The organism is Streptomyces sp. NPDC090127, assembly GCF_044746945.1.
In the GTDB taxonomy this organism is placed as follows: domain Bacteria; phylum Actinomycetota; class Actinomycetes; order Streptomycetales; family Streptomycetaceae; genus Streptomyces.
The window spans coordinates 506,334-529,786 of the sequence record NZ_JBIVDE010000001.1; the positions used below are offsets into that span (position 1 = coordinate 506,334).

The 23,453-nt window shown below is 73.3% G+C and carries 15 protein-coding genes; 4 read left to right on the top strand and 11 right to left on the bottom strand.

Annotated elements, in window-relative coordinates; translation table 11 throughout:
* The first annotated feature begins 60 nt into the window (after nt 1-60).
* Nucleotides 61-3,897, top strand: coding sequence for a multifunctional oxoglutarate decarboxylase/oxoglutarate dehydrogenase thiamine pyrophosphate-binding subunit/dihydrolipoyllysine-residue succinyltransferase subunit (locus ACIPPS_RS02200; protein ID WP_401425748.1), 3,837 nt, complete (start codon nt 61-63; stop codon nt 3,895-3,897).
* 86 nt (nt 3,898-3,983) lie between these two features.
* Here ACIPPS_RS02200 and fxsT read toward each other — a convergent pair whose 3' ends face one another.
* The 7 genes from fxsT to ACIPPS_RS02235 form a co-directional block, all read right to left on the bottom strand.
* Complete coding sequence (fxsT, locus tag ACIPPS_RS02205; protein WP_401425750.1) at nt 3,984-7,010, bottom strand: FxSxx-COOH system tetratricopeptide repeat protein; 3,027 nt, start codon at nt 7,008-7,010, stop codon at nt 3,984-3,986.
* Between the two features lie 58 nt (nt 7,011-7,068).
* Nucleotides 7,069-8,346, bottom strand: a complete 1,278-nt coding sequence (locus ACIPPS_RS02210) for an aKG-HExxH-type peptide beta-hydroxylase (protein WP_401425752.1) — start codon at nt 8,344-8,346, stop codon at nt 7,069-7,071.
* A gap of 72 nt (nt 8,347-8,418) precedes the next feature.
* Nucleotides 8,419-8,622, bottom strand: coding sequence for a hypothetical protein (locus tag ACIPPS_RS02215; RefSeq protein ID WP_401425754.1), 204 nt, complete (start codon nt 8,620-8,622; stop codon nt 8,419-8,421).
* Nucleotides 8,623-8,787: 165 nt separating this feature from the next.
* On the bottom strand, nt 8,788-12,018 hold the full coding sequence (locus tag ACIPPS_RS02220; protein WP_401425757.1) for an SAV_2336 N-terminal domain-related protein: 3,231 nt from the start codon (nt 12,016-12,018) through the stop codon (nt 8,788-8,790).
* A 7-nt stretch (nt 12,019-12,025) separates the two neighbouring features.
* Complete coding sequence (locus ACIPPS_RS02225; protein ID WP_401425759.1) at nt 12,026-13,033, bottom strand: AAA family ATPase; 1,008 nt, start codon at nt 13,031-13,033, stop codon at nt 12,026-12,028.
* A gap of 112 nt (nt 13,034-13,145) precedes the next feature.
* Nucleotides 13,146-15,458 (bottom strand): trypsin-like peptidase domain-containing protein, encoded by a 2,313-nt coding sequence (locus ACIPPS_RS02230; RefSeq protein WP_401425761.1) that lies wholly within the window; start codon nt 15,456-15,458, stop codon nt 13,146-13,148.
* Entirely contained in the window at nt 15,455-15,973 is a 519-nt protein-coding gene (locus ACIPPS_RS02235) for a CU044_2847 family protein (RefSeq protein WP_401425763.1), read from the bottom strand. The genes ACIPPS_RS02230 and ACIPPS_RS02235 overlap by 4 nt, the downstream gene beginning before the upstream one ends.
* A 96-nt stretch (nt 15,974-16,069) precedes the next feature.
* Between ACIPPS_RS02235 and ACIPPS_RS02240 the strand changes: the two genes are divergently transcribed.
* Complete coding sequence (locus ACIPPS_RS02240) at nt 16,070-16,261, top strand: DUF6104 family protein (RefSeq protein ID WP_401425766.1); 192 nt, start codon at nt 16,070-16,072, stop codon at nt 16,259-16,261.
* Nucleotides 16,262-16,324: 63 nt separating this feature from the next.
* Here ACIPPS_RS02240 and ACIPPS_RS02245 read toward each other — a convergent pair whose 3' ends face one another.
* Nucleotides 16,325-17,140 (bottom strand): hypothetical protein, encoded by an 816-nt coding sequence (locus ACIPPS_RS02245; protein WP_401425770.1) that lies wholly within the window; start codon nt 17,138-17,140, stop codon nt 16,325-16,327.
* Between the two features lie 150 nt (nt 17,141-17,290).
* On the opposite strand from ACIPPS_RS02245, the gene ACIPPS_RS02250 reads away from it, so the two are divergent.
* Both ACIPPS_RS02250 and ACIPPS_RS02255 read left to right on the top strand, forming a co-directional pair.
* On the top strand, nt 17,291-18,178 hold the full coding sequence (locus ACIPPS_RS02250; RefSeq protein ID WP_401425773.1) for a DUF4097 family beta strand repeat-containing protein: 888 nt from the start codon (nt 17,291-17,293) through the stop codon (nt 18,176-18,178).
* 1 nt (nt 18,179) lies between these two features.
* Nucleotides 18,180-19,202: a helix-turn-helix transcriptional regulator gene (locus tag ACIPPS_RS02255; RefSeq protein ID WP_401425775.1), complete on the top strand. Its 1,023-nt coding sequence runs from the start codon at nt 18,180-18,182 to the stop codon at nt 19,200-19,202.
* A gap of 47 nt (nt 19,203-19,249) precedes the next feature.
* Here ACIPPS_RS02255 and ACIPPS_RS02260 read toward each other — a convergent pair whose 3' ends face one another.
* The 3 genes from ACIPPS_RS02260 to ACIPPS_RS02270 all read right to left on the bottom strand — a co-directional run bounded on the left by ACIPPS_RS02260 (nt 19,250) and on the right by ACIPPS_RS02270 (nt 23,143).
* Nucleotides 19,250-20,644 carry a cellulase family glycosylhydrolase gene (locus ACIPPS_RS02260; RefSeq protein ID WP_401425777.1) on the bottom strand — a complete coding sequence of 465 codons (1,395 nt, stop codon included), beginning with the start codon at nt 20,642-20,644 and terminating at the stop codon, nt 19,250-19,252.
* A 66-nt stretch (nt 20,645-20,710) separates the two neighbouring features.
* A complete protein-coding gene (locus ACIPPS_RS02265) occupies nt 20,711-21,676 on the bottom strand; it encodes a zinc-binding dehydrogenase (protein WP_401425779.1) in 966 nt (321 codons plus the stop codon).
* Between the two features lie 258 nt (nt 21,677-21,934).
* The gene (locus ACIPPS_RS02270; protein ID WP_401425781.1) at nt 21,935-23,143 is read right to left on the bottom strand and encodes an NADP-dependent malic enzyme; all 1,209 of its coding nucleotides are present in this window, start codon (nt 23,141-23,143) and stop codon (nt 21,935-21,937) included.
* Nucleotides 23,144-23,453: the final 310 nt, after the last annotated feature.

A 23,453-nucleotide genomic window follows, 5' to 3' on the forward strand; every position in this document is an offset into this window, starting at 1 on the left:
GGCGTAGCCTTTATTTCCGCTGTCCATCACCTTGTGAAGCGGAAGAGGGCGGTTACCGCCGTGTCGTCTCAGTCCCCCAGTACCCCGAGTACCTCCACCGGCCAAGACGGGCAGGGAAAGAACCCTGCTACCGCCTTCGGCGCCAATGAGTGGCTCGTCGACGAGATTTACCAGCAGTACCTCCAGGACCCGAATTCGGTCGATCGCGCCTGGTGGGACTTCTTCGCCGACTACAAGCCCGGCGCCACGGAGACCCCGGCCGCGCCGCAGGTGAGCCCCGCACAGGCCGCACCTGCCGCGCCCGCCGCTCCGGCGCCCGCGCAGGCCGCCCCGGCCACCCCGGCTCCGGCCGCCGCTGCCCCGGCGGCCTCCGCACCGGCGCAGGCAGCTCCGGCGCAGGCCGCTCCGGCCCCGGCCAAGGCCGCGCCCGCCGCCAAGGCCCCCGCGGCTCCGGCCGCCGCCGCGAAGCCGGCCGCCGCGAAGCCCGCCGCCGCCCCGGCGGCCGAGGCGCCCGCCGGCCCGGAGCTGGTCACGCTGCGCGGCCCCGCCGCCGCGGTCGCGAAGAACATGAACGCCTCGCTGGAGGTGCCGACGGCCACGTCCGTCCGCGCCGTCCCGGTGAAGCTGCTCTTCGACAACCGGATCGTGATCAACAACCACCTGAAGCGCGCCCGGGGCGGGAAGATCTCCTTCACGCACCTCATCGGGTACGCGATGGTGCAGGCGATCAAGGCCATGCCGACGATGAACCACTCCTTCGCGGAGAAGGACGGCAAGCCGACGCTGGTCAAGCCGGAGCACGTGAACTTCGGCCTCGCGATCGACCTGGTGAAGCCCAACGGCGACCGCCAGCTCGTCGTCGCGGGCATCAAGAAGGCCGAGACGCTGAACTTCTTCGAGTTCTGGCAGGCCTACGAGGACATCGTCAAGCGCGCCCGCGTCGGCAAGCTGACGATGGAGGACTTCTCCGGCGTCACGGTCTCGCTGACCAACCCCGGCGGCCTCGGCACCGTCCACTCCGTGCCGCGTCTGATGCCCGGACAGTCCGTGATCATGGGCGTCGGCTCGATGGACTACCCCGCCGAGTTCCAGGGCACCTCCCAGGACACCCTGAACAAGCTGGGCATCTCCAAGGTCATGACGCTGACCTCGACCTACGACCACCGGGTCATCCAGGGCGCCGCCTCCGGCGAGTTCCTGCGGGTCGTCGCGAACTTCCTCCTCGGCGAGGAGGGCTTCTACGACGACATCTTCAAGGCCCTGCGCATCCCCTACGAGCCGGTCCGCTGGCTCAAGGACATCGACGCCTCGCACGACGACGACGTCACCAAGGCCGCGCGCGTCTTCGAGCTGATCCACTCCTACCGGGTCCGCGGCCACGTCATGGCCGACACCGACCCGCTGGAGTACCGCCAGCGCAAGCACCCCGACCTGGACATCACCGAGCACGGGCTGACGCTCTGGGACCTGGAGCGCGAGTTCGCGGTCGGTGGGTTCTCGGGCAAGTCGATGATGAAGCTCCGCGACATCCTCGGCGTGCTGCGTGACTCGTACTGCCGCACCACCGGCGTCGAGTTCATGCACATCCAGGACCCGAAGCAGCGCAAGTGGATCCAGGACCGTGTCGAGCGCTCGCACTCCAAGCCGGAGCGCGAGGAGCAGCTGCGGATCCTGCGCCGGCTGAACGCGGCCGAGGCGTTCGAGACCTTCCTGCAGACCAAGTACGTCGGCCAGAAGCGGTTCTCCCTGGAGGGCGGCGAGTCCGTCATCCCGCTGCTCGACGCGGTCATCGACTCCGCCGCCGAGTCCCGCCTGGACGAGGTCGTCATCGGCATGGCCCACCGCGGCCGCCTGAACGTCCTCGCGAACATCGTGGGCAAGTCGTACGCGCAGATCTTCCGCGAGTTCGAGGGCAACCTCGACCCGAAGTCGATGCACGGCTCCGGCGACGTGAAGTACCACCTGGGCGCCGAGGGCACCTTCACCGGCCTGGACGGCGAGCAGATCAAGGTCTCGCTGGCCGCCAACCCCTCGCACCTGGAGGCGGTCGACCCGGTCCTGGAGGGTGTCGTCCGCGCCAAGCAGGACGTCATCAACAAGGGCGGCACGGACTTCACCGTCCTGCCGGTCGCCCTGCACGGTGACGCGGCCTTCGCCGGCCAGGGCGTGGTCGCGGAGACGCTGAACATGTCGCAGCTGCGCGGCTACCGCACCGGCGGCACGGTCCACATCGTCATCAACAACCAGGTCGGCTTCACCGCCGCCCCGGAGTCCTCGCGTTCCTCGATGTACGCGACCGACGTGGCCCGCATGATCGAGGCGCCGATCTTCCACGTGAACGGCGACGACCCGGAGGCCGTGGTCCGCGTCGCGCGGCTCGCCTTCGAGTTCCGCCAGACGTTCAACAAGGACGTCGTGATCGACCTCATCTGCTACCGCCGCCGCGGTCACAACGAGGGCGACAACCCGCAGTTCACCAACCCGCAGATGTACAACCTGATCGACAAGAAGCGTTCGGTGCGCAAGCTGTACACCGAGTCGCTGATCGGTCGCGGTGACATCACGCTGGAAGAGGCGGAGCAGGCGCTCCAGGACTTCCAGGGCCAGCTGGAGAAGGTCTTCGCGGAGGTCCGCGAGGCCACCTCGGCGCCGGCTCCGACGCACGTGCCGGACCCGCAGCCGGAGTTCCCGGTCGCCGTCACCACCGCGGTCTCCCAGGAGGTCGTGAAGCGGATCGCCGAGTCGCAGGTCACCATCCCGGAGCGGATCACCGTCCACCCGCGTCTGATGCCGCAGATGCAGCGTCGCGCGGCCTCCATCGACGACGGCACGATCGACTGGGGCTTCGGCGAGACCCTCGCCATCGGCTCGCTGCTGATGGAGGGCACCCCGGTCCGGCTGTCCGGCCAGGACACCCGCCGTGGCACCTTCGGTCAGCGGCACGCGGTCCTGGTGGACCAGGAGACCGGCGAGGACTACACGCCGCTGCTCTACCTGGCCGAGGACCAGGCCCACTACAACGTCTACGACTCGCTGCTCAGCGAGTACGCGGCGATGGGCTTCGAGTACGGCTACTCGCTGGCCCGCCCGGACTCCCTGGTCATCTGGGAGGCCCAGTTCGGTGACTTCGTCAACGGCGCGCAGACCGTCGTCGACGAGTTCATCTCCTCGGCCGAGCAGAAGTGGGGCCAGACCTCCGGCGTCACGCTGCTCCTGCCGCACGGCTACGAGGGCCAGGGCCCGGACCACTCGTCCGCGCGCCCGGAGCGCTTCCTCCAGATGTGCGCGCAGGACAACATGACGATCGCCATGCCGACCCTGCCGTCGAACTACTTCCACCTGCTGCGGTGGCAGGTCCACAACCCGCACCACAAGCCGCTCATCGTCTTCACCCCGAAGTCGATGCTGCGTCTGAAGGCGGCGGCGTCGAAGGTGGAGGAGTTCACCACCGGCGGCTTCCGCCCGGTCATCGGCGACTCCGCCGTCGAGGCGGGGACGACGAACGCGGCCGACGTCCGCAAGGTCGTCTTCTGCGCCGGCAAGGTCTACTACGACCTGGAGGCCGAGCGTCAGAAGCGCGGTGTCACGGACACGGCGATCATCCGTCTGGAGCGCCTGTACCCGCTGCCGGGTGCCGAGCTGCAGGCCGAGATCGCCAAGTACCCGAACGCCGAGAAGTACCTGTGGGCGCAGGAGGAGCCGGCGAACCAGGGTGCGTGGCCGTTCATCGCGCTGAACCTGATCGACCACCTGGACCTGGCGGTCGGCGCCGACATCCCGCACGGCGAGCGCCTGCGCCGGATCTCCCGCCCGCACTCCTCGTCCCCGGCGGTCGGTTCGGCCAAGCGCCACCAGGCCGAGCAGCAGCAGCTGGTCAACGAGGTCTTCGACGCCTGATCCGCTGCCGTACCGATACCGGTACGGGTACGTCGAGAGGCCCGGCACCCCGCGAGGGGGGCCGGGCCTCCGGCGTTGCGTCGGGGCTATCCGAGGTTGGCCTCGAAGTCCCAGTACGGGCGGTTGCGGTGGCGTGCCGAGAGCGTGTGCGGGTGCTGGGCGCCGAGCGTGCGGGTGAGGGAGAGCAGGGCGGCCTCCTCCAGCTTCCCGGCCTCCTCGACCTCACGCAGCCCGCGCAGGTCGGTGGCGAGCGCGATCTGCGCGGAGAGCGTGAGCGGGTGCTCGTGGCCCAGGGCGTGCCGGGCGCGGCGCAGGGTCTCCCGGCTGAGTTCGGCGGCGTCGGCGACCCGCCCGTTGAAGTTGCGGGCGGCGGTGGCGTTGAGCGCGCAGCCGAGGACCCAGGGATGGTCGGGTCCCAGCGAGGCGGTGAGTCCGGCCAGGGCGCCTTCCAGCATCGCCAGGGCGTCGGCGCGCTCGCCGGCGGCCTGCATGACGAGGGCGGTGTTGGCGAGCACACCGGTGGCGACGGGGTGGGCGGGGCCGAGGAGGGAGCGGTAGGCGGCCTCGGCCTCGGTGACCAGCTCCCTTGCGTGGTCGAGGTCGCCGTGCTCGCGCAGGTAGTTGGCGTAGTTGTTGATGGCGGCGAGGGTGATGTAGTGGCCGCGTCCGTGCACCTGCTCCAGCTGTTCGAGCAGGCTGGCCATCGTGGCACCCAGGTCCTGCTGGAACCCGCCCTCGCGGCGCCGGCAGAGGGCCAGCTGGGTGCGGGCGTACAGGGTCTGCAGGTGCTGCGGGCCGAGGACCTGGACGTGCACCCGGACGTTGGCCTCCTGGCGGGCCAGTGCCTCGCGGTACTGGCCGAGGAGCCGGAGGTCGTGCGCGAGGGCGTTGCCCGCGCCGAGGGTGTGGGCGTGGCGGGTGCGCAGTACGGTCTCGCAGCGGACCAGGGACTCCGCGTCGAGGTCGTACGCCTCCTGGTAGCGGCCGAGCATGCGCAGGACGACGCCCAGGTTGTGGCGGGCGACGAAGGTGGAGAACTCGGTGTCGCCGAGGAGGCGTTCCGCCTCGGCGAGCACCTGGCGCTGGAGCCGCTCCGACTCCTGGTACTGGCCGAGGAAGCGCAGGTCGCTGGCGATCGCGCTGCCGGAGAGCAGCGAGCCGAGCTCGTTGGGGGGTGAGGCGGCGCCGAGCCGCTCGCGCTGGGCGAGGTCGAGGTCGTACGCCTCGCGGAACCGGCCGAAGGAGCGCAGGACGTTGCCCTGTTGGGTGGTCAGGTCCAGCATGGGCTGGTCCAGCGGGTCCATGAAGGTGGACCAGGCGTCCCTGATCCGCTCGGCGAGCTGGGCGCCGGCCCTGAACTCGCCGCTGCGGTAGCAGTAGCGCAGGCAGTTGAGGACGGCGGTCTGGACGCGGGGGTTGCGGCTGGCCAGAGCGCCGGACGGGCCGATGTGCGGCAGGAGTTCGGCGTACCGGGGCCAGTTGCGGCTGTCCATCGGGTTGCCGGGGTCCGCCTCGGCGAGCAGCGAGCGGACGGCCTTGCGGTGGGCTTCGCGGTTCTCGCCGTCGGTCAGCCGGGCGACGATGTCGTGGACGAGTCGGTGCATGTGCACGGACTCCTGGTGCGGCCCCACCTCGACGTTGGTGGCGGGGCCGCGGGTCTCGCGGGTGAGCACCGAGTAGTTGACGAGGGTGTCCAGGGCGCGGGTCCAGGCGGGCAGGTCGGTGGCCATCCAGCGCAGGTCCTCGGGCAGTTCGGCCTGGGGGTAGGCGCGGACGAGCCCGAGGGGGATGCGGCCGGGCGCGAAGGAGGCGCACAGGCTGAGGACGTCGATGGCCTGCGGCTGGGCGCGTCGGAGCCGGTTGATCAGTATCGACCAGGAGGTGAGGGACGCGTGGGGGTAGCCGTCACCGGGCGAGCCCTCCTCCACGGTGGACAGGCGCCCTTCCCTGACCATGCGCAGGTACTCGGGGACCTCCATGCCCGACTCGCCGAGCCAGGCGGCGGCCTGGACGAGCGGCAGGGGTACGTCGCCGAACTCGGCGGCGACCTCGTCGGCCTGGGGTGCGGTGATGTGCGAGGCGCGGCGCATCAGGTAGCCGGTGGACTCGGCGCGGTCGAAGCTGGGGACTTCGAGGACGTCGGTGTGGTCGCCCCAGCCGCGGTTGCGGGAGGTGATCAGGACGTGGCCGGGCCCGTGGGGCAGCAGGACCTGGGCGCCGTCGGTGTCGTCCCAGCCGTCGAAGATGACGAGCCAGCGGGCGTGGGGGTCGCCGCGGCGCAGCGCCTCCCGTACGGCGCGGATGCGCTCGCCCGGTTCGTTGCCGCTGGGCAGGCGGAGTTCGGCGGCGAGTTCACCGAAGCGGTCGCGCTGGACGTTGCGGTCGTCGGAGTTGACCCACCAGACGACGTCGTAGTCGGGGCTGAAGCGGTGGGCGTACTCGGCGGCGATCTGGGTCTTGCCGATGCCGGACATGCCGAGCAGGGTGCAGGCCGCGTTGCCGCGGTCGGCGTCCATGAGGCGTTCCTGGAGTTCGGTGAGGAGGTCGTCGCGGCCGGTGAACCGCGGGTTGCGGCGCGGGATCTCGCCCCAGATCTCGGGTGGGGTGTCGGGATAGCGGACGGAGGCACCGGGTGGGATCCGGCGGCCGCCGGAGCGCCGGGGTTCGATGGCGAGGCGGCTCAGGAGCCGTGCTTCGGCCTCCTCCTCGCCGACGCCCCAGAGGCTGACGGGTTCGAGGACGGCGGTGGCCGGGAGCAGCGGCCGGTTGGTGAGGTTGACGGCGGCGAACCTGTCGGCCTGGGAGGCGACGAAGCCGCGCAGGACGTCGTTCCACTCTCCGGCGGGTCGGGGGCCGAGCTGGAAGAACCAGTCGTTGAGCACGAGGAGGACCTGCCCGCTGGCGAGCAGGAGGTCGCTGAGGGAGTCCTCCAGCGGGACCTCGCGCGGCGGGTCCCAGCGCTGGAGGGTGGCGCGCACGCCGTGGGCTTCGAGGCGCTGGTTGATCCAGGCCGCCCACGGCCGGTGGTAGCCGGGGAAGACCACGAGGACATGCTCGGGTGCGCCCCTGCCGCCGTCGTCCGCAGCCCCGCCGCCCGACCGCTGTTCCGCCATCTGTACGTCTCCCGTCCCGCTCACGCGCAACGCAGTGTCATCTGCCGTCGGCACAGTGTTACCCAGCTGCCCGAGGGGCCGCGCCGAGGCTCGCGTGGTGCCGCCTCATTTGCTGGGCGAACTCCCGCCCCTCATTGGTCAGTTCATCGGATTCAAGCAGGATCGTCAGCGCCTCGCCCACCTGATCGTGCATATGGTCGAACTGTTGCCCGGCGCTGGACCGCCAGGGCCGGGGCACGGTCCGGGCGGTGGCCGCGCGCCGCCAGAGGTCGGTGAGGGCCAGGTGCGCGTAGGCGCCCTGGAGCACCCCGCCGATGGGCCGGGCGTCGGGCCGCCAGCCCACCCGGTGCACGGCGGCCCGGCCCTGCCGGTACAGCGGGACGAGCTCGTGCAGGGTGGCGAGCTTGCTGTGGTGGAGCTCGTGGACGAGCGTCTCGGCCAGGTCCTGCGCCCCGGCCGGCAAGGAGGTCAGGACGGCTCCCGGAGCGGCTCGCAGCGTCGCCCCGAGGGACCGGGGACCGTGCGGCACCAGCGGCACGACCGCGCGCAGGGCGCCCCGGATCTCGGCGGCCCGTCCGGGGTCGGTGTGGGCGAGCAGGCTCTGCGCGGCTCGCCAGTGGGCGGACCAGACGGCGGGGTCGGTGTCGTCGGGGTCGCCCGCGGTACGGGCCGGGGTGCCGACCCCGCCGGGCGGCACCCGGTAGGGGTCGAGGTCGTCGAGCCGGGCGGTGGAGCCGGGCAGGGTGTGCAGGCCGCGCCAGCCGGGCCCCCGGCCGACGAGGGTGCCGGTGCGCCGGTCGGTGAGCAGCAGGACGGTGGGTTCGCCGGGTGACGGGCCGTCGGGACGGATCCGGGCGACCCGGGCCCCGGCCCTGACGCGGACGCGCCCGGGGGCGGCGCTCTGGCGGCCCACTCCGGGCAGCGACAGGATCCCGCCAGGGGCTTCGACCGTGACGTCGAGGGGGCAGTCGGCGCGGAGGGCGGCGGTGACGGCGACGGTTTCCAGCCGTGTGAGGTGCCGGCCGAGACCCGGGCCCACGGGCTCGGCGAGCGCGGCCGCCAGCCATGCGCCGGTCATGGGGTAGTCGAGCACGTCACGGACGACGTGCGGGTTGCGGCCCTCGGCGCGTTCGAGCAGGTGCCAGGCCGCTTCGAAGCGGAGGAACGCGGCGCTGTCGATCGCCTCGCGGTACCGGTGGACGCGGACGAGGAGGGCCTTGAGCAGCAGCAGCCGGCGCGCGTGCAGCGCGGAGTGCAGCAGGGCCGCGTCGGCGGGTGCGGAGCGGGTCCGGGCGAGCTCGGCGAAGACCCCGGCGGACAGCGGCGCGAAGTTCATTCCCGCCTCCCTCGGCAGACCCTCGGTCGGCGCGCAGATCCGGCCGGAAACAGACGGTCGACCCGCCACGGGTCAGGCGGCTCTGTCCCCCGCCCCCTCGCACCAGGCGTCGACCAGCTCGGGCGAGCGCAGCAGGACCCGCTCGATCGCGGCCGCCAGTGCGGGATCGTCCATGGCGCGGAGGGTCCGCAGGTCCACTGCGGCAAGATCGGGCAGGTGCGCGGGCCGTCCGTCGGCACGGTCGACACCGGTCGCCCACTCCTTGTGCTCCGACACCCTCGGCTCCTCCCCACCGACGCCAGTCCCCCACGGTCGTAGCGGCGCAGCGGTTCTTCCCGACGCCAGGAAGGCAGAAACCCGTTCGACTCAACTGCGCCCATTCGCGCCCCCGTTATTCAGCCGTTGTCCGTATCCGCTCTCCGCATCGGCTTCGGCCGCGGCCTACGCGGCCGCTTCGCTCCACGCCCACCACGGTGGCGCGATCCGGCGGCGGTCCTCGGCGGAGAGCGGTGCGCGGTACGGGTCCCGGTCCGCGCTCACCTCCGCCAGGAGCGTCCTCGTCCGTTCGACGTCGCTCCAGTCCACGTCCGCCAGCGCGGACGTCAGCCCGCGCCACCGCTCGGCCGCCGCGCGCAGGGCGGTGCGGGCCCGGCCGTTGCTGCCCATCAGGTACAGGACGGCCCCCTGGGCGTGCAGGGCGCGGGCGCCGGTGATCGACCCGGGGGTGTCGCCGTGTGCCGTACGGGCGTCCTCCTCGGACCGTTCGAACGCCGTGAGCGCGTCGCCCAGGACGCCGACCCGGGCCGACTCGCTCAACTCCAGTCTCACCCGACCCAGTTGCAGCCACACCTCGGAGCGCAGGCCGATGTCCCGCGTGGTGCGCGCCGCCTGCTCCAGGAGGTGGCGGCTCTCGAAGAGGTCGGGCAGGAACCCGGCCCGATGGAACCGCAGAGCCAGCACGCTGCCGATGAGGATCCCGGCCCTGGCCCGCTCCGGGGCGCCGGCCGGGAGGCTCGTGAGGGCCTCGCGCAGGACGCCCTCGGCCCGGTCGACGGGGGCCTGGCCCGGGGTGGTCGCGGCGCGGCGCATCAGGGACTCGCCCCAGGTCATCAGGGTCCGGCCGCGCTGCCCGCTGTCGGCGGGGGCCAGCAGGCTGGCCTCCTCGTACGCGATGTCGGCGGCCGGCCCGTCGCCCGCCGCGTCGTGCAGCCGGGCGCGGGCGGCCGTCCAGCGCAGCCGCAGGGCGTCGCCGTCGCCGAGGAGCTCCCCGGCCCGGTCGAGGACGGGGGCGGCCTCGGCCGGGCCGGCGCCGGAGAGGTGCAGGGCGTCGGCGAGGTCCAGGAGCGCCGGGGCGCTCTCCCGGAGTGAGAGCGCGGTGGTGAGTTCGTTCGCCGCGGCGGCTCCGTCGCCACGCGCGAGGAGCAGCCGCCCCCGGCGCAGGTGCAGCGTGTGGTGGTGGGCCTCGGGCCAGTCCGGCACGTCGCCGAAGAGCGCGTCGAGCGCGTCGTCCAGGTGCCGGGGGTCGGCCGTGTGGCGCCACAGCCCGTGGTGCGCGACGGCCTGTTCGAGCCGCGCCTCGGCCCACTGCGGACCACCCGGTTCGGCGAGGCCGCCGGCCCGCTGAAGTTCGGCCAGCGCGCGGCTCAGCAGCTCCCGCCGCCGCTCGGTGCCCTGGACGGCGGCGGTGCCGGACTCCGCGTACAGCACCCGCCCGAGCAGGATCCCGGCCTCGACGGGATGCTCCGGCAGCGCGGCCTCGGCCTGCCGTCGGGCCCGGGCCAGGAGCGAGGAGTCGGACTGGCCGAGCCACTGCTCGAAGAGACGGCGGGCGGCGGGCAGCGGATCGGGGGTGATCAGGTCGGGGTGGTAGAAGCGGAGCACGCGCGCGGGGATGCGGGCGAAGAGTTCGGGTTCCGTGCCGACCGGTCCGGTGGGCTCGTCGGTCCCCTCGACCGTGCCGGGCGCGGCCGGCGGGTCCTCGTCGGTGCCCTGGCCCGCGAGCCGGGCGGCCGCGAGCGCCGGGAAGTTGCGCATGCCCTGCCCGAAGTTGCGCTCCACGTACTCGGAGCAGTGCTTGAGCACGAGCGCGGCCGCGCCCCGGTCCAGGGAGCCGAGGAGGTGCTGCTGGACGCGTGGCGGATAGGTGAAGCACGGATACGGGGAGGGCCCGGGCAGTTGCCGCAGGAGCCCGCTCAGCAGGACCTCGGCGAGCTCCATGGGGCCGGTGTCGGGCAGCATCGCGCGCTGCACGAGCTGCATGACGGGAAGGGCGAGCGGGGCGGCCGCGAGATGGACGGCGAGCCGCAGCGCGCCGGGCGAGGCGCCCGCGGTGAACGCCCGCAGCAACTCCTCGTCGCCGCGCGGGGTACCGCGCGGGCCCCGAGGCCCGGCAGGAGGCGCGGCATGGGGCGCGGGCGGTGCGGCATGGGGCGCGGGCGGTGCCGGGCTCCTCGGGGCCTCGGGGGCGATCAGGGCCGCCCAGCCCCGGACCGCGCCCGGGCCGTGGCCGGCGTGGAGCCGCGCCCAGGAGCCGAACGCCTCCGGCGTGGGCGTGAGCACGGGCACCGCGCGGGTGTCCGGGGCGAGCGGCTCCCAGGGCTCCTCGTCGGGCTGGAACCCGGTGTGTCCGCCCGGGGACACCGGGCGGATCAACAGGCCGGGCTCCACCGACAGCGCGGTCCGCGGCCAGAGCCGTGGCGGCAGCGGCTGGACGAGGGCGAGCGGGGACTGGCGCGGCCACTGGTGGATCAGCCGTTGCGCCGCGCCGCGCTGCCACAGCGGGCCGACGCAGTCGCTGACGATCAGGGTGAGCCGCCGGCCGGTGGGGTCGTGGAGCTGGTCGCCGGGGCGCAGCCGGGGCCGGCCGTCGGCGCCCGAGGTGGTGGTGACCAGGGGCGCGCCCTCACCGGTGTCGTAGAGCCGGTGCACCTGGACGTCGCGGAAGGCGCCGGACTGCTGGCAGGCCTGGCGGAGCTCCTCGACCATGCGGGTCCAGACGACCATCGCGGGGCCGGTGTCCATGAGCAGCTGGATGTCCGGACGGCGGCCCGCCGCGGGGCGCAGCACGGGGGTCAGGATGCCCGCCGCGGCGCTGCGTTCGGCGGTCGCCTCCTCGTCCAGGAGCCCCTCGCCGGGCCGGAGCGGGAAGTGGGCGTAGTGACGCAGGGGTCGGAGGGCCTTCTGCAGGCCGAGGAGGCCGGGCAGGGCGTTGGCGCCGGGCGCGCGGACGGGGAGGGCCCGGCCTCTCCCCACCGGCCGGGCGATGCCGGCGGTGGCGCCGATGAACGGCCGGATGTCGACGGTGTCGGTGGTCCGGGCGGGCCGGTCCCCGTCGTCGGGGTCGGCGCCGGGCCGGGCGCCGTCGCCCGGCGCGCGGTCGCCGTCGCCTCCTGTGCCCGGCGCCGCCTCCGTACCCGTACGGGAGGAAGGGTCGTCGTCGCCGTCACCCCGCTCGCCGCCCTCGCCGGTGGCCGGATCCCGTCCCTCCCCCGAAGTCCCGGGAGCCGCCACCTGGTTCTCCGCCGTGCCGTCCCCGGGGCCGTCCGACGGGTGGGGGGCGGGCGTCGGGAGCCACTGGGCGAGCCAGACGGCGTCCGCGACCTCCTCGGCCGTGGGTTCCTGGCCACCGGCCCGCAGTCTGCGGGTGAGCTCTTCCAGATGCATCCGGTGCATCCGGCCATCACCTCGGCTGATCGAGCGGCTGCATGAGCATGTCCGCGATGCGTTCCCGGGTCACCCGCTCGGTGCGCGGGGCGTGCTGGGTCAGATAGATCGCGTTCAGGAGCTGGTCGGTGGCGATGACCTCGCCGGGTTCGCGGTTGAGGAAGCGGCTGACCAGGCCCTCTTCGCCGGCCGCCGCGTCGGGCCCGAGGTGTGCCTCGATCATGGCGCCGAGCTGCTCCTCGCCGGGCGGCTCCAGCTCCAGGCGGATGCAGCGGCGCAGCAGGGGGGCGGGGAAGTCCCGTTCACCGTTGGAGGTGAGCACGATGAACGGGAACGTGGAGCAGCGGATCCGCCCGCCCTGGACCGGGACCTTGCGTCCGTCGTCCGTCAGGACCTGGACCACGGGCTCGCGATCGGCCAGCCGCTCCAGCTCCGGGATGGCGAACTCGCCCTCCTCCAGCGCGTTCAGCAGGTCGTTCGGCAGGTCCAGGTCGCTCTTGTCGAGCTCGTCGATGAGCAGGACGCGGGGCTGCTCGGAGGGGAGCAGGGCGGTACCGAGGGGCCCGAGCCTGATGTACGAGCCGATGCCCGCCGGGGTCGCGGCGGGCACCGTCGAACCGGCCTGGGCGCGTTCCAGTTGAACGTCCTGGAGGCGGCCGATGGCGTCGTAGCGGTAGAGCCCGTCCTGGAGGGTGGTCCGGGAGACGATCGGCCACCGAAGGACCCGGCCCAGGCCCAGCTCGTGGGCGACGGCGTGGGCGAGCGTGGACTTTCCGGTGCCGGGGTTGCCGGTGACCAGGAGCGGCCGGCGCAGATAGAGCGCCGCGTTGACGGCGTCGGTCTCGGCGGGCCGGGGGTGGTGGTTCTGGACCAGGCGGCGGCGCACGCCGAGCCGTCGGTCGGAGCCGGCCAGCGTGTCGTCCGCGCCCCCGGTGGAGAAGTCCCGCCACGGCGGCGGGGCGGGCAACCGCCGTATCTCGTCGTGCGGGTGGCCGGCACCACGGTAGATCCGCCAATCGTTCACGATGAACTCCTCCTGGCTGGTGCGGTGTCGTGGCCCGGCCCGTCGAACGTACCGCCCGGCCGCCCCCGCTGCCGATGCGCGAACCGGACCGATTGCCCGGGTGCCGGCGGGCTCACCACTCCTCCTCGCCGAGCATCGGCGGACCCTGGAGTGGATCTTCGTGCGGCGGCCGGTCCGGGGGGTCGAACAGGACGGCGAGGTTCTCGGCCCAGGCGTGCTCGGAGCGGACGGGCGACCGCCCACCGTCCCCCACGGCACCGACGTCCGGGTCCGGGTCCGGTTGCGTCAACAGGTCCGCGTCCAGGTCCGGGAGGCGATCCTGCATCGCGTACGGATCCAGGTCCGGCAGGCGATCCTGCGTCGCGTACGGATCCAGGTCCGGCAGGCGATCCTGCGTCGCGTACGGATCCGGGTCCGGCAGGCGATCCTGCGTCGCGTACGGATCCAGGTCCGGGAACGGGTCCGCGTCCCCGAACAGGTCCGCGTCCGCGGACACCCGCTTGCGCAGGGAGATGACCGGCCCGTGCAGCCCCTCGGCCCGGCCCGCCTCGGCGAGCAGCCGGTCGGCCCGCTCGTGGAACTCGGCGCAGTTCGTACGGTCGTGTTCGTGGGCGCCCGTGCGCCACAGGGCGATGGGGTGGCCGGCGGCGAGCGCGGCGGCCATCGCCTTGAGTCCGTCGCCGCTGCCCACGGGGCCGCAATACACCGGAATCGAACCGTCCGCGGCCTCGGAGAGCCGTACCCAGGTCTGCCGGGTCGACTCCCGGCGGATCCGGTGCGCCGCCTGGCCGTTCCCCGCAGCGGCGAGCGTCTCGGCACGCAGCGGTACCGCCCGCAACGGCCCCAGGCCGGCCGTCCGCCAGCGGGTGCGCCACTCGGGAGCGGGCGGGCGGGCATGGCGGCTCGCGTCCCGGATGACGACGATCCGGCGGTGGCCGAGGGGCAGCGAGCGTTCGTCGAAGAGCTCGTCGTCGGGCGAGAGCCGCCAGGTGTCCAGGGGTTCGTCGAAGAGCTCGCGCGGCAACAGCGCCTCGACGGCCGCCAGATGCTCACCCCGGTCGCCCCGAGCCAGCGCGTCCGCGAGCGGCTCGCGCAGGGTCTCCCGGAGCCGTTCGCGCTCGACGCCCTCGTCGTCCCCGTGCAGCGGGGTGATCGTGTGGCCGTCGAAGAGCAGCTTCACCCGCCACGGGAACTTGCGGTCGTAGACCGGCGTGCCGATCTCGACGAGGACGTCCGCCCGCGCCCCGGGGTCCCGTGGGGCGCGGCCGCCGAGGGGACGGCCGCCGACGGAGCGGTCGGCCGCGAGGGCGTCGGCGATCGCCTTGCGGGTACGCAGCGGCATCTCCGCCGCGGCCTCGGTGATCCAGGTGGCCAGGCTCCGGGTCGCGGCGCCGTCCCCGTACCGCTCCTTGACGTGCCGGGCGACCTTCGCCGCGTAGACGAACACGGCGTTCGGGCCGAGGTCGGCCGCCGACTCCTGGTCCGGCTCGTGGAGTTCGTGGAGGAGGCCGACGCCCTCGCGCCAGGTCCGCGGGGCGACTTCGAGCAAGGGGCGCAGGTCGTGGCCGACCGTCACCCGCCGGGCCTCGTCGACGAGGTGCAGCACGTCCCCGGGTCCGGTGGGCGACGGCAGTTCGGCGAGCCGGCCGTACAGATGGATCCGGCGGGCCGGGTCGAGGCCCCGGGCGGTGGGCGATCGGAGGCGGAGCTGCGCCCTGGTCCAGTCGGCCTCGTCGGAGGGCACGTGGAAGCGGGCGAGGTGGTGCCGGTCGTGGTCCCGCATCACCTCGGAGAGCACCTCGCCGCCCCGCTCGCGGTGGAGCCGGCGCAGGGAGGTGATGGGGACGGCGGCGCCCTCGTCCGCGCCGCGCCCCTTGTTGAGGCCGATGACGACCGCGCGGTTCAGGTCGACGACCGGTCCGCCGGAGAGTCCCTCCACGGGCTGGGTGCCGCTCAGCAGCAGGGCCTCACCGTCGACGCCGTGGACCTTGCCGACGGCGTCGCGGACGGCGAGCCGGCCGGTCACCCGGGACCAGCCGTACAGCGCGACCGGGACCGGTTCGGCGATGACGGGCGGGCGCTCACTGAGGCGTACGCAGCTGGCGTCCCGGGCGTCGGGCACGCGGACGAGCGCGAGGTCCGGGAAGTCCCAGCGGTCGAGGACCTGTGCGGGCTCGGCGGGGCGCGGGCTGGCGAGGACGACCTCTCCGGTCGTCACTCCGCCGTCCCAGACGATGCCGACGGCCCGCTCGCCTTTCCACACCGCGCTTCCCCCCTTTGCCACCACATGGGCGCAGGTCAGCACCCAGCCGGGGGCGATGAAGAAGCCGGTGCCCCAGTACCGGTCGCCGAGCGGGTCATACCCGTCACCGGGAGCCGCGATGCGTACCAGTGCGGGGCGCACGAGTGATTCGAAGGCGCTCATACGGCGCCATCGGCCGCCGGCCGGTGCGATGACCCGATGTCGGGCGCCGGCGCGGGGCCGGGGACGGAGCCGGGCGCGCCGCCGGAGCCGGGCGCGCCGCCGGGCGCGGGCACCGGGTCGGTGGCGGACGTCGGGTCCGTGGCGGGCGCCTCTTCCCTGGCCGGCGTCGGCCCGGCGGTGGGGGCGGGGCCCGGTTCGGTCCAGGTGAGGGAGACCGCGATCGAGGCCGTGCCGCCGGCCTCCGCGAGGACGCTGATCACCTTGCCCGCCTGTGCGGTCAGTTCGATGCCGAAGCTGACGGAGACCTCGACCGGCGACTGCGGGTCGAGCCCGCCCCGCAGGGAACCGACGACCCCGCGCACGACGTCGGTGAGGCCCTCCGTCATGGAGAGGACCCGGTCGCCGATGCCGGTGTCCGTGAAGCCGCCGCCCCGGCGGAGTTCCTCCGGCTCGCTGATGCGGGCCCAGACGGGTGTGCCGTCGTCCAGTCGTACCCGAGCGATCCCGTGCGTCACAGCGGCCCCCCGCTCCCCGAAACGATGATGAAGCAGGCTAGTCCCTGCCGCTGACGAGCGCGATAGGCCGTGCCGGCCACGACCTATCCTGATCGCATGTACTTCACTGACCGTGGCATCGAGGAACTGGAGAAGCGGCGCGGCGAGGAGGAGGTCTCCTTCGAGTGGCTCGCCGAGCAGCTTCGTACGTTCGTCGATCTCAACCCCGACTTCGAGGTGCCGGTCGAGCGCCTCGCGACCTGGCTGGCCCGTCTCGACGACGAGGACGAGGACGAGGACGACGAGTAGGACGCCCCGGGCCCACCCCGGGGCGGACGTCTCTGGCGTCCCCCGGGTGACCCCCTTCGGGGGTCACGGGGCGCGCAGGCGGTCGTAGAGGAGTCCCGTCGCGCCGTGCGCGACGAGCAGCGCTCCCGCCGTCGTCCAGCCTCCGCTGCGGCGGCCGACGCCCCAGACGAGCAGCGGCAGTCCCGCCCCCAGTTGGGCCGCGCCGAGCAGCCGGGCCTTCGGCCCGCGCAGGTACGGGCCGAAGGGGCCGCCCTCCACCGCGTCGAGTTCGGCGCGTACGGCGTCGCGCCAGCCGGACCATTCGAGCTGCTCCGCCCCCTGCGCCAGGGCGACCGAGCGGAGAAGGTCGGCGCTCTCGCCGGGGGTGATCCCGGTGGGCAGGGCGAGCCCGACGCGGGCGAGGACGGCGGTCAGGCCGATGAGCCGGGCGTGCGCGTCGGCGTCGCCGTCGGGCCGGGTGAGCGCCTCCAGGGCCTGGACGTCGAGGACGGGGTCGAGGGCGAGTCGGGCCGCGAAGGTGCGCATGGCCTCGTCCTCACCGACCGGGGTGCCGTCCGCCAGCCAGATGTAGCCGACGGTACGGCGGAAGCCCGCGGCGAGGATGAGGCCCGCCCGGTCCGCGTCCCACCAGAGCGCGAGGACGGGCCAGGTGGCGGCGGAGACCGCCAGCGCGGTGGCCCAGCCGGTGACGACCCGTTCGACGGGTTCGCCGCCGTGCAGCCAGGGCTTCCCCTCCGGGACGACGACGCTCCATTCGGATCCGGCCGGGGCGAGGAGCAGTTGTTCGCGCAGCAGCTGGGCCGGCGGGCGGACCGCCGCGGGCTCCGCACGGCAGAGCAGCAGCGCCCCGGCGGGGCGCGATCCGGATGTCGCGTTCATGGGGCCTTACGCTAGGCCAATTTGTCCTGATCCGTGTGCGAATGCCTTCCCGCGCCCTCGGCGAAACGGGGGTTGACTTCCCCGTAGCGCGATATATCGTGTCTAGAGAGAGACGCGATATGTTGCGTCACCGAACGGGAGGTCAGCACGATGACAGAGTGGTCCGTGTCCGAGCCGACGAAACTCACGCTGACCGACCCCGTCACCTGCCTCCAGGTCCGCGTCGTCAACGGCACGGTGAACGTGGTGGGCACCGACGAGAGCACCGCGCGCCTGGAGATCTCCGAGATCAAGGGCCCGCCGCTCGTGGTGACGCAGGAGGGCCCGACCCTCACCGTCACCTACGAGGACCTGCACTGGCAGGGCTTCCTCAAGTGGTTCGACCGCAAGGGCCTGCGCCGCCGGGCCGTCGTCTCCGTGGCCGTCCCGGCGGGCGCCGACGTCGAGGTGGGCGTGGTCGGCGCCGGAGCGGTGGTCTCCGGCATCAAGGGGCGTACGGACGTCCGGGGCGTCACGGGTGACACCGCCCTCGTCGGGCTCTCCGGCCCGGTCCGCGGGGAGAGCGTCTCCGGCTCCTTCGAGGCCCAGTCCGTCACGGGCGCCCTGCGGGTCACCACGGTGACCGGCGATCTGACCCTCGTCGACGGCTCGGGCTCCTCCGTGAAGGCCGACACGGTCAGCGGGGACATGGTGATCGACCTCGACGCCGGCGCGCCCGCCGGGCCGCCCGCCGACATCCGTCTGAGCAGCGTCTCGGGCGAGATCGCGATCCGGATCCCGCACCCGACGGACGCCGAGGTCGAGGCCAGCACCACGAGCGGTTCCGTCTCCAACGCCTTCGACGACCTGCGGGTGAGCGGGCAGTGGGGCGCGAAGAGCATCACCGGCACGCTCGGCGACGGCCGCGGCACGCTCAAGGCCACGACGGTCTCCGGCTCGATCGCCCTTCTGCGCCGCCCGGACCGGGCCGGCTCCGACGACGTCGACGCACCCGCGTCGGCCACGCCCCCGTCCTCGCCCTCCGGAAAGGTGCTGTGACATGCCGCCCGTCTTCGCCCACGGCCGCCTGCGTCTCTATCTGCTCAAGCTTCTCGACGAGGCCCCCCGCCACGGCTACGAGGTGATCCGGCTCCTGGAGGAGCGGTTCCAGGGCTTGTACGCGCCCTCGGCCGGCACGGTCTATCCCCGGCTCGCCAAGCTGGAGGCCGAGGGGCTCGTCACGCACGCCACCGAGGGCGGCCGCAAGGTGTACTCCCTCACCGACGCGGGCCGCGCGGAGCTGGCGGGGCGCGCCGGCGAACTGGACGACCTGGAGCAGGAGATCCGCGAGTCGGTCTCCGAGCTCGCCGCCGAGATCCGCGACGACGTGCGCGGGGCGGCGGGCAAGCTCCGCAGCGAGATGCGCGCGGCCGCGAGCGAGAACCGGCAGAAGGGCTCCTCGTTCACCGACGCCCGGGAGGAGCTGCGGCGCGCCAAGCAGGAGTGGCGGGAGCAGACCCGGCAGGCCCGCGAGGAGGCCCAGTCGGCGCGCCGGCAGGCCAAGGAGTTCCAGCGGATCGCCAAGCAGGTCCAGGACGAGGTCCAGGACCGCTTCTCGCGCGGCGACTGGCCGACGGGCGTCTGGGAGGGCATCTCGGACATCACCGCCCAGCTGGGCGGCCTGGTCACGGGCACGACGCACCCCAAGGCGGCGAGCCGCACCACCGCCCCGGAGCAGCCCGCCCCGGAGCAGCCCGCCGCGGAGCAGCCCGCCCCGGAGGCGCCCGCCCCGAAGCAGCCCGCCCCGGAGGCGCCCGCCCCGGAGGAGACCGCCCAGGAGGCGCCCGCCCCGGAGCAGCTCGCCCAGGAGCAGGTCGCCTCGGAGGCGTCCGCCTCGGACTGGGCCCGGACGGTGGAGTCCACCGGTGACGCGGCCCGCGACCTGGACCGGCTCCTGGACCGCTTCCGCGACGACATCCGTGACGCCGCCAGGGACCACGGCGTGACGGCGGCCCAGCTGACCGAGGCCCGCCGCCAGCTCTCGACGGCGGCGGACCGCATCACGTCCCTGCTGCGCCCCTAAGGAGTGTCCGGAAAGTATGGTCGTCCGCCAGACTTTTCGGACACCACCTAGGGGGTTTCCCGGGTGGCGGTCACCGTCACCCGGGCGCCCGGCGCCGCGAGGACCCAGGCGGAGCCGCCGGCCCGGTCCGTGCGGAGCACGATCGCCTTCCCCCGGGCGGTCACCTGCCAGGTGCCAGAGGGAAGGGACAGCTCGGTGACCCGGGAGCCCCGGCGCGAGGCGGCGTACTCCAGGCGGTAGACGCCCGCCCCGGAGTCGTACACGGCGGAGGCCACCGTGCCCGCGACGGCCTCCGCGTAGGGCTCGGCGGTCAGCTCCTTGTTCGTACGGAAGGTCCCGGCGCCGTCCACCGCGCAGTACCCGCCGCCGTAGCACCACACATAGCCGGCCCAGCCGCTGCCGTAGCGGCCGAGGGAGGCCATCGCCTCGCGGTAGAAGCGGTCCATGTTCGGCAGGGAGTTGTTGAGCGGCCCCCACTCCCCCACGACGACCGGGACCTTGTACTGCCGGGGGTACCGCGTCACCGCCCGCTCGTAGGTCTCGATCCAGCCGGCCGCCGGGTCGTAGTCGGCGCCCGCCTCCATGGCGGTGTTGTAGAAGTGCGGGGCGTAGACGACCTTCGGGTCGTCGATCCGGCCGAGGCCCGTCGGCACGCCCTCGCCGACGATCGGGGTCGGCTCGACGAAGACCCAGGTGTCCCGGTCCACCGAACGGACCGCGTCCGCGAGCCGGTTGTACATCGGGGTCAGCTGATCCCGCTCGATGCGCCGGGCGGCCGTCGGCAGGTCCTCGCCCTCGCGCAGCTCCCCCATGGGCTCGTTGATCAGGTCGTAGCCGAGGACCGCCGGATGGTCCTCGAAGCGGTCGGCGAGCAGCCGCCACATGTCGGCCTGGGCGCGCCGCAGATCCTCGTCCTCGTAGAGATGAGTGAAGGCGCGCTGCACGGCCGGCTCGAAGTACTCGGCGAACCAGTCGTCCGGATGCGGGGTGAAGGGCAGCCCGTCCGTCCTGGTCGCCCACGCGGGGACGCCCCGGTGGCCGAAGGCGGGCCCGAAGACGTCCTGGTGGGCGTCGATGAGGACGTGGACGTCGTGCTTCTCCGCCCAGTCCAGGATGCGCTGGATCGTGCGCAGATAGCGCTGGCTGTACTGGCCGCGCTGCGGCTCCAGGTCGTCCCAGAAGACGAGCAGCCGGGCGAAGTTGAAGCCCTGGGCGCGCATGTCCCGGAAGTGCCGCTCGGTGACGGCGGAGAGGGCCTGCTCGCCGCGGTGGGTCTTGTCCTCGACGTTCCAGCCCCGCAGCGTGAGGGCGCGGCCCCGGTCGTCGGTGAGGACGGGTATGCCGCCGGGGCCTGCGCCACCGGGACTCCCGGCGTGGGCGGCGCCGGTCGGGGCGAGGAGCGCGGCGACGACGGCGCCTGCGGCAAGGGTCGTTCGTAACAAGGGAAACCTCCGGCACGACGGTGTGGGCGCGGTGCCGGAGATCCCATCAGCAGATCTGACGATCCATCAAGAGGTAGTCAGGACGATCTTCCCGAAGAGGTCGCCCGAGGCCATCTTCTCGAAGCCCTCACGCGCCCGGTCCAGCGGCAGCACCTCGTCGATCACGGGCCGCAGCCCCGTACCGGCGCAGAACGCCAGCAGGTCCTCCAGCTCGTCCTTCGTTCCCATCGTCGAGCCGACGACCTTCAGCTCCAGGAAGAAGATCCGGGTGAGTTCGGCGTGCGAGGGCCGGTCGCCGCTGGTGGCGCCCGAGATCACCAGGGTGCCGCCGGGGCGCAGCGACTTGACCGAGTGCGACCAGGTGGCGGCGCCGACGGTCTCGATGACGGCGTCCACCCGCTTGGGCAGCCGGGCGCCCGGCTCGTACGCCTCCACGGCGCCCAGCTCGACGGCCCGCTTCCGCTTGGCCTCGTCCCGGCTGGTGGCGAAGACCCGCAGCCCCGCGGCGGCGCCGAGGGCGATGGCGGCCGTGGCGACGCCGCCGCCCGCGCCCTGGACCAGGACGGAGTCGCCGGGGCGCACGTCCGCGTTGGTGAAGAGCATGCGGTACGCGGTGAGCCAGGCGGTCGGGAGGCAGGCGGCCTCCTCGAAGGAGAGCTCCTTGGGCTTGGGGAGCACGTTCCAGCTGGGCACGGTGACCCGCTCCGCGAAGGTCCCCTGGTAGCGCTCGGTCAGGATCGAGCGCGGCTCGTCGGGGCCGACCCCGTGGCCGGTCTGGCCGATGACCGAGTGGAGGACGACCTCGTCGCCGTTCTCGTCGATGCCCGCGGCGTCGCAGCCGAGGATCATCGGCAGCCTCTCCTCGGGCAGTCCGACCCCGCGCAGCGACCAGAGGTCGTGGTGGTTGAGGGAGGCGGCCCTGACGGTGACGGTGGTCCACCCGGGACGTACCTCGGGCTCGGGCCGTTCCCCCAGCTCAAGGCCGTTCAGCGGCTGGTCGCGGTCGATTCGGGCGGCGTAGGCAGCGAACATGGCCCGAGACTAGGGGCCGACGGGGAGGTCGCGGAACCACGCACCTGTGTGACGCACGTCCCTCGCCCCCGACCGGATCCCTGGCCGACCGGACCCTTCGCCCCCGACCGGACCCCTGGCGCCCGACCGGACCACCCGACCGCACCGCCGGGCCCGACGCCCGATGCGCCGAGAGCGGCGAAGGGCCCCCTGCGCCGAGAACGGCGAAGGGCCCCGTCCTGAGTCGTCAGGACGGGGCCCGGGGCCTCACTCACCGCGTCAGCGGCGCGCCACGCCCTCGGCGCGGGCCGCGGCGGCGACGGCGGTCGCGACGGCGGGGGCCACGCGCTCGTCGAACGGCGACGGGATCACGCAGTCGGCGGCGAGCTGGTCGCCGACCACGTCCGCGATGGCGTTCGCCGCGGCGATCTTCATGCCCTCGGTGATCCGGGAGGCCCGGACCTGGAGGGCGCCCGCGAAGATGCCCGGGAAGGCGAGCACGTTGTTGATCTGGTTCGGGTAGTCCGAACGGCCGGTCGCCACGACGGCCGCGTACTTGTGCGCGACGTCGGGGTGGACCTCGGGGTTCGGGTTGGCCATGGCGAACACGAACGCGTTCGGCGCCATGGACGCGACCGCGGCCTCCGGGACCGTACCGCCGGAGACGCCGATGAAGACGTCCGCTCCGGCCAGGGCGGTCTCCAGGGAGCCGGAGATCCCGGCCTTGTTCGTCAGCTCGGCGATCTCGCGCTTGACGTCGGTGAGGTCCTGCCGGTCCCGGCTGACGATGCCCTTGCGGTCCGCCACGGCCACGTCGCCGAGCCCGGCCTCCAGGAGGAACTTGGCGATGGCGACACCGGCCGCGCCGGCGCCGGAGATGACCGCGCGCAGCTCGCCGAGGGACCGGTCGGTCAGCTTCGCCGCGTTACGGAGGGCGGCGAGGGTGACGATCGCGGTGCCGTGCTGGTCGTCGTGGAAGACGGGGATGTCCAGGCGCTCCTGGAGCTTGCGCTCGATCTCGAAGCACCGGGGGGCCGAGATGTCCTCCAGGTTCACGCCACCGAAGGAGGGCGCGAGCCGGACGACGGTCTCGACGATCTCGTCGGTGTCGGTGGTGGCGAGCGCGATCGGCACCGCGTCCACGCCGCCGAACTGCTTGAAGAGGATCGCTTTCCCCTCCATGACCGGAAGCGAGGCCTCCGGGCCGATGTCGCCGAGTCCGAGCACCGCCGTACCGTCGGTCACGACCGCGACGACCTGGGACTTCCAGGTGTAGTCGTGGACCAGCTCCGGCTGCTCGGCAATCGCGGTGCACACCTTGGCGACGCCGGGCGTGTACGCGAGGGACAGGTCGTCCTTGTCGCGCAGCGGCACCGTGGCCGAGATGGCCATCTTGCCGCCGCGGTGCAGCGCGAAGGCCGGATCGAAGGGCTCCTGAGCCTCTTCCGTGCCGCTCTCGCTGCGAGGATTGACGATCTCCGCTGCCATTGGGTTGACCCCTTAAGTCTTCTTCATTTGAGGGTGGCCACTCCTTGTTGAGGAGGGGTGGGTTGGGTCCCGCGGTCGCCGTGTCTGGCAACCGCGCGGGCGCGCCGCACAACGCGCCCTGAGCCCCGGATGAGGGGTGTAAGGATCCTTCTTACCGGACGTACATCACCGTAGACGAGTCCATTGCGGAGCGGTGATGCGGCTCATACGGACGCAATGGCGCCTTGCGCGGAGTGGGCGCGTCATCCCATGTCAGGAAACGTTCTCCTGTAGACCGGATCGTGGCCTTCGTGTCGTCCGGATCGCGAGA

Excerpts from the sequence above, each read along its gene's own strand:
- ACIPPS_RS02245 (WP_401425770.1), bottom strand. The coding sequence starts at position 17,140 with ATGAACGCGACATCCGGATCGCGCCCCGCCGGGGCGCTGCTGCTCTGC.
- ACIPPS_RS02255 (WP_401425775.1), top strand. The coding sequence starts at position 18,180 with ATGCCGCCCGTCTTCGCCCACGGCCGCCTGCGTCTCTATCTGCTCAAG.
- ACIPPS_RS02265 (WP_401425779.1), bottom strand. The coding sequence starts at position 21,676 with ATGTTCGCTGCCTACGCCGCCCGAATCGACCGCGACCAGCCGCTGAAC.
- ACIPPS_RS02240 (WP_401425766.1), top strand. The coding sequence starts at position 16,070 with ATGTACTTCACTGACCGTGGCATCGAGGAACTGGAGAAGCGGCGCGGC.
- ACIPPS_RS02270 (WP_401425781.1), bottom strand. The coding sequence starts at position 23,143 with ATGGCAGCGGAGATCGTCAATCCTCGCAGCGAGAGCGGCACGGAAGAG.
- ACIPPS_RS02220 (WP_401425757.1), bottom strand. The coding sequence starts at position 12,018 with ATGCACCGGATGCATCTGGAAGAGCTCACCCGCAGACTGCGGGCCGGT.
- ACIPPS_RS02210 (WP_401425752.1), bottom strand. The coding sequence starts at position 8,346 with ATGAACTTCGCGCCGCTGTCCGCCGGGGTCTTCGCCGAGCTCGCCCGG.
- ACIPPS_RS02250 (WP_401425773.1), top strand. The coding sequence starts at position 17,291 with ATGACAGAGTGGTCCGTGTCCGAGCCGACGAAACTCACGCTGACCGAC.
- ACIPPS_RS02230 (WP_401425761.1), bottom strand. The coding sequence starts at position 15,458 with ATGAGCGCCTTCGAATCACTCGTGCGCCCCGCACTGGTACGCATCGCG.
- fxsT (WP_401425750.1), bottom strand. The coding sequence starts at position 7,010 with ATGGCGGAACAGCGGTCGGGCGGCGGGGCTGCGGACGACGGCGGCAGG.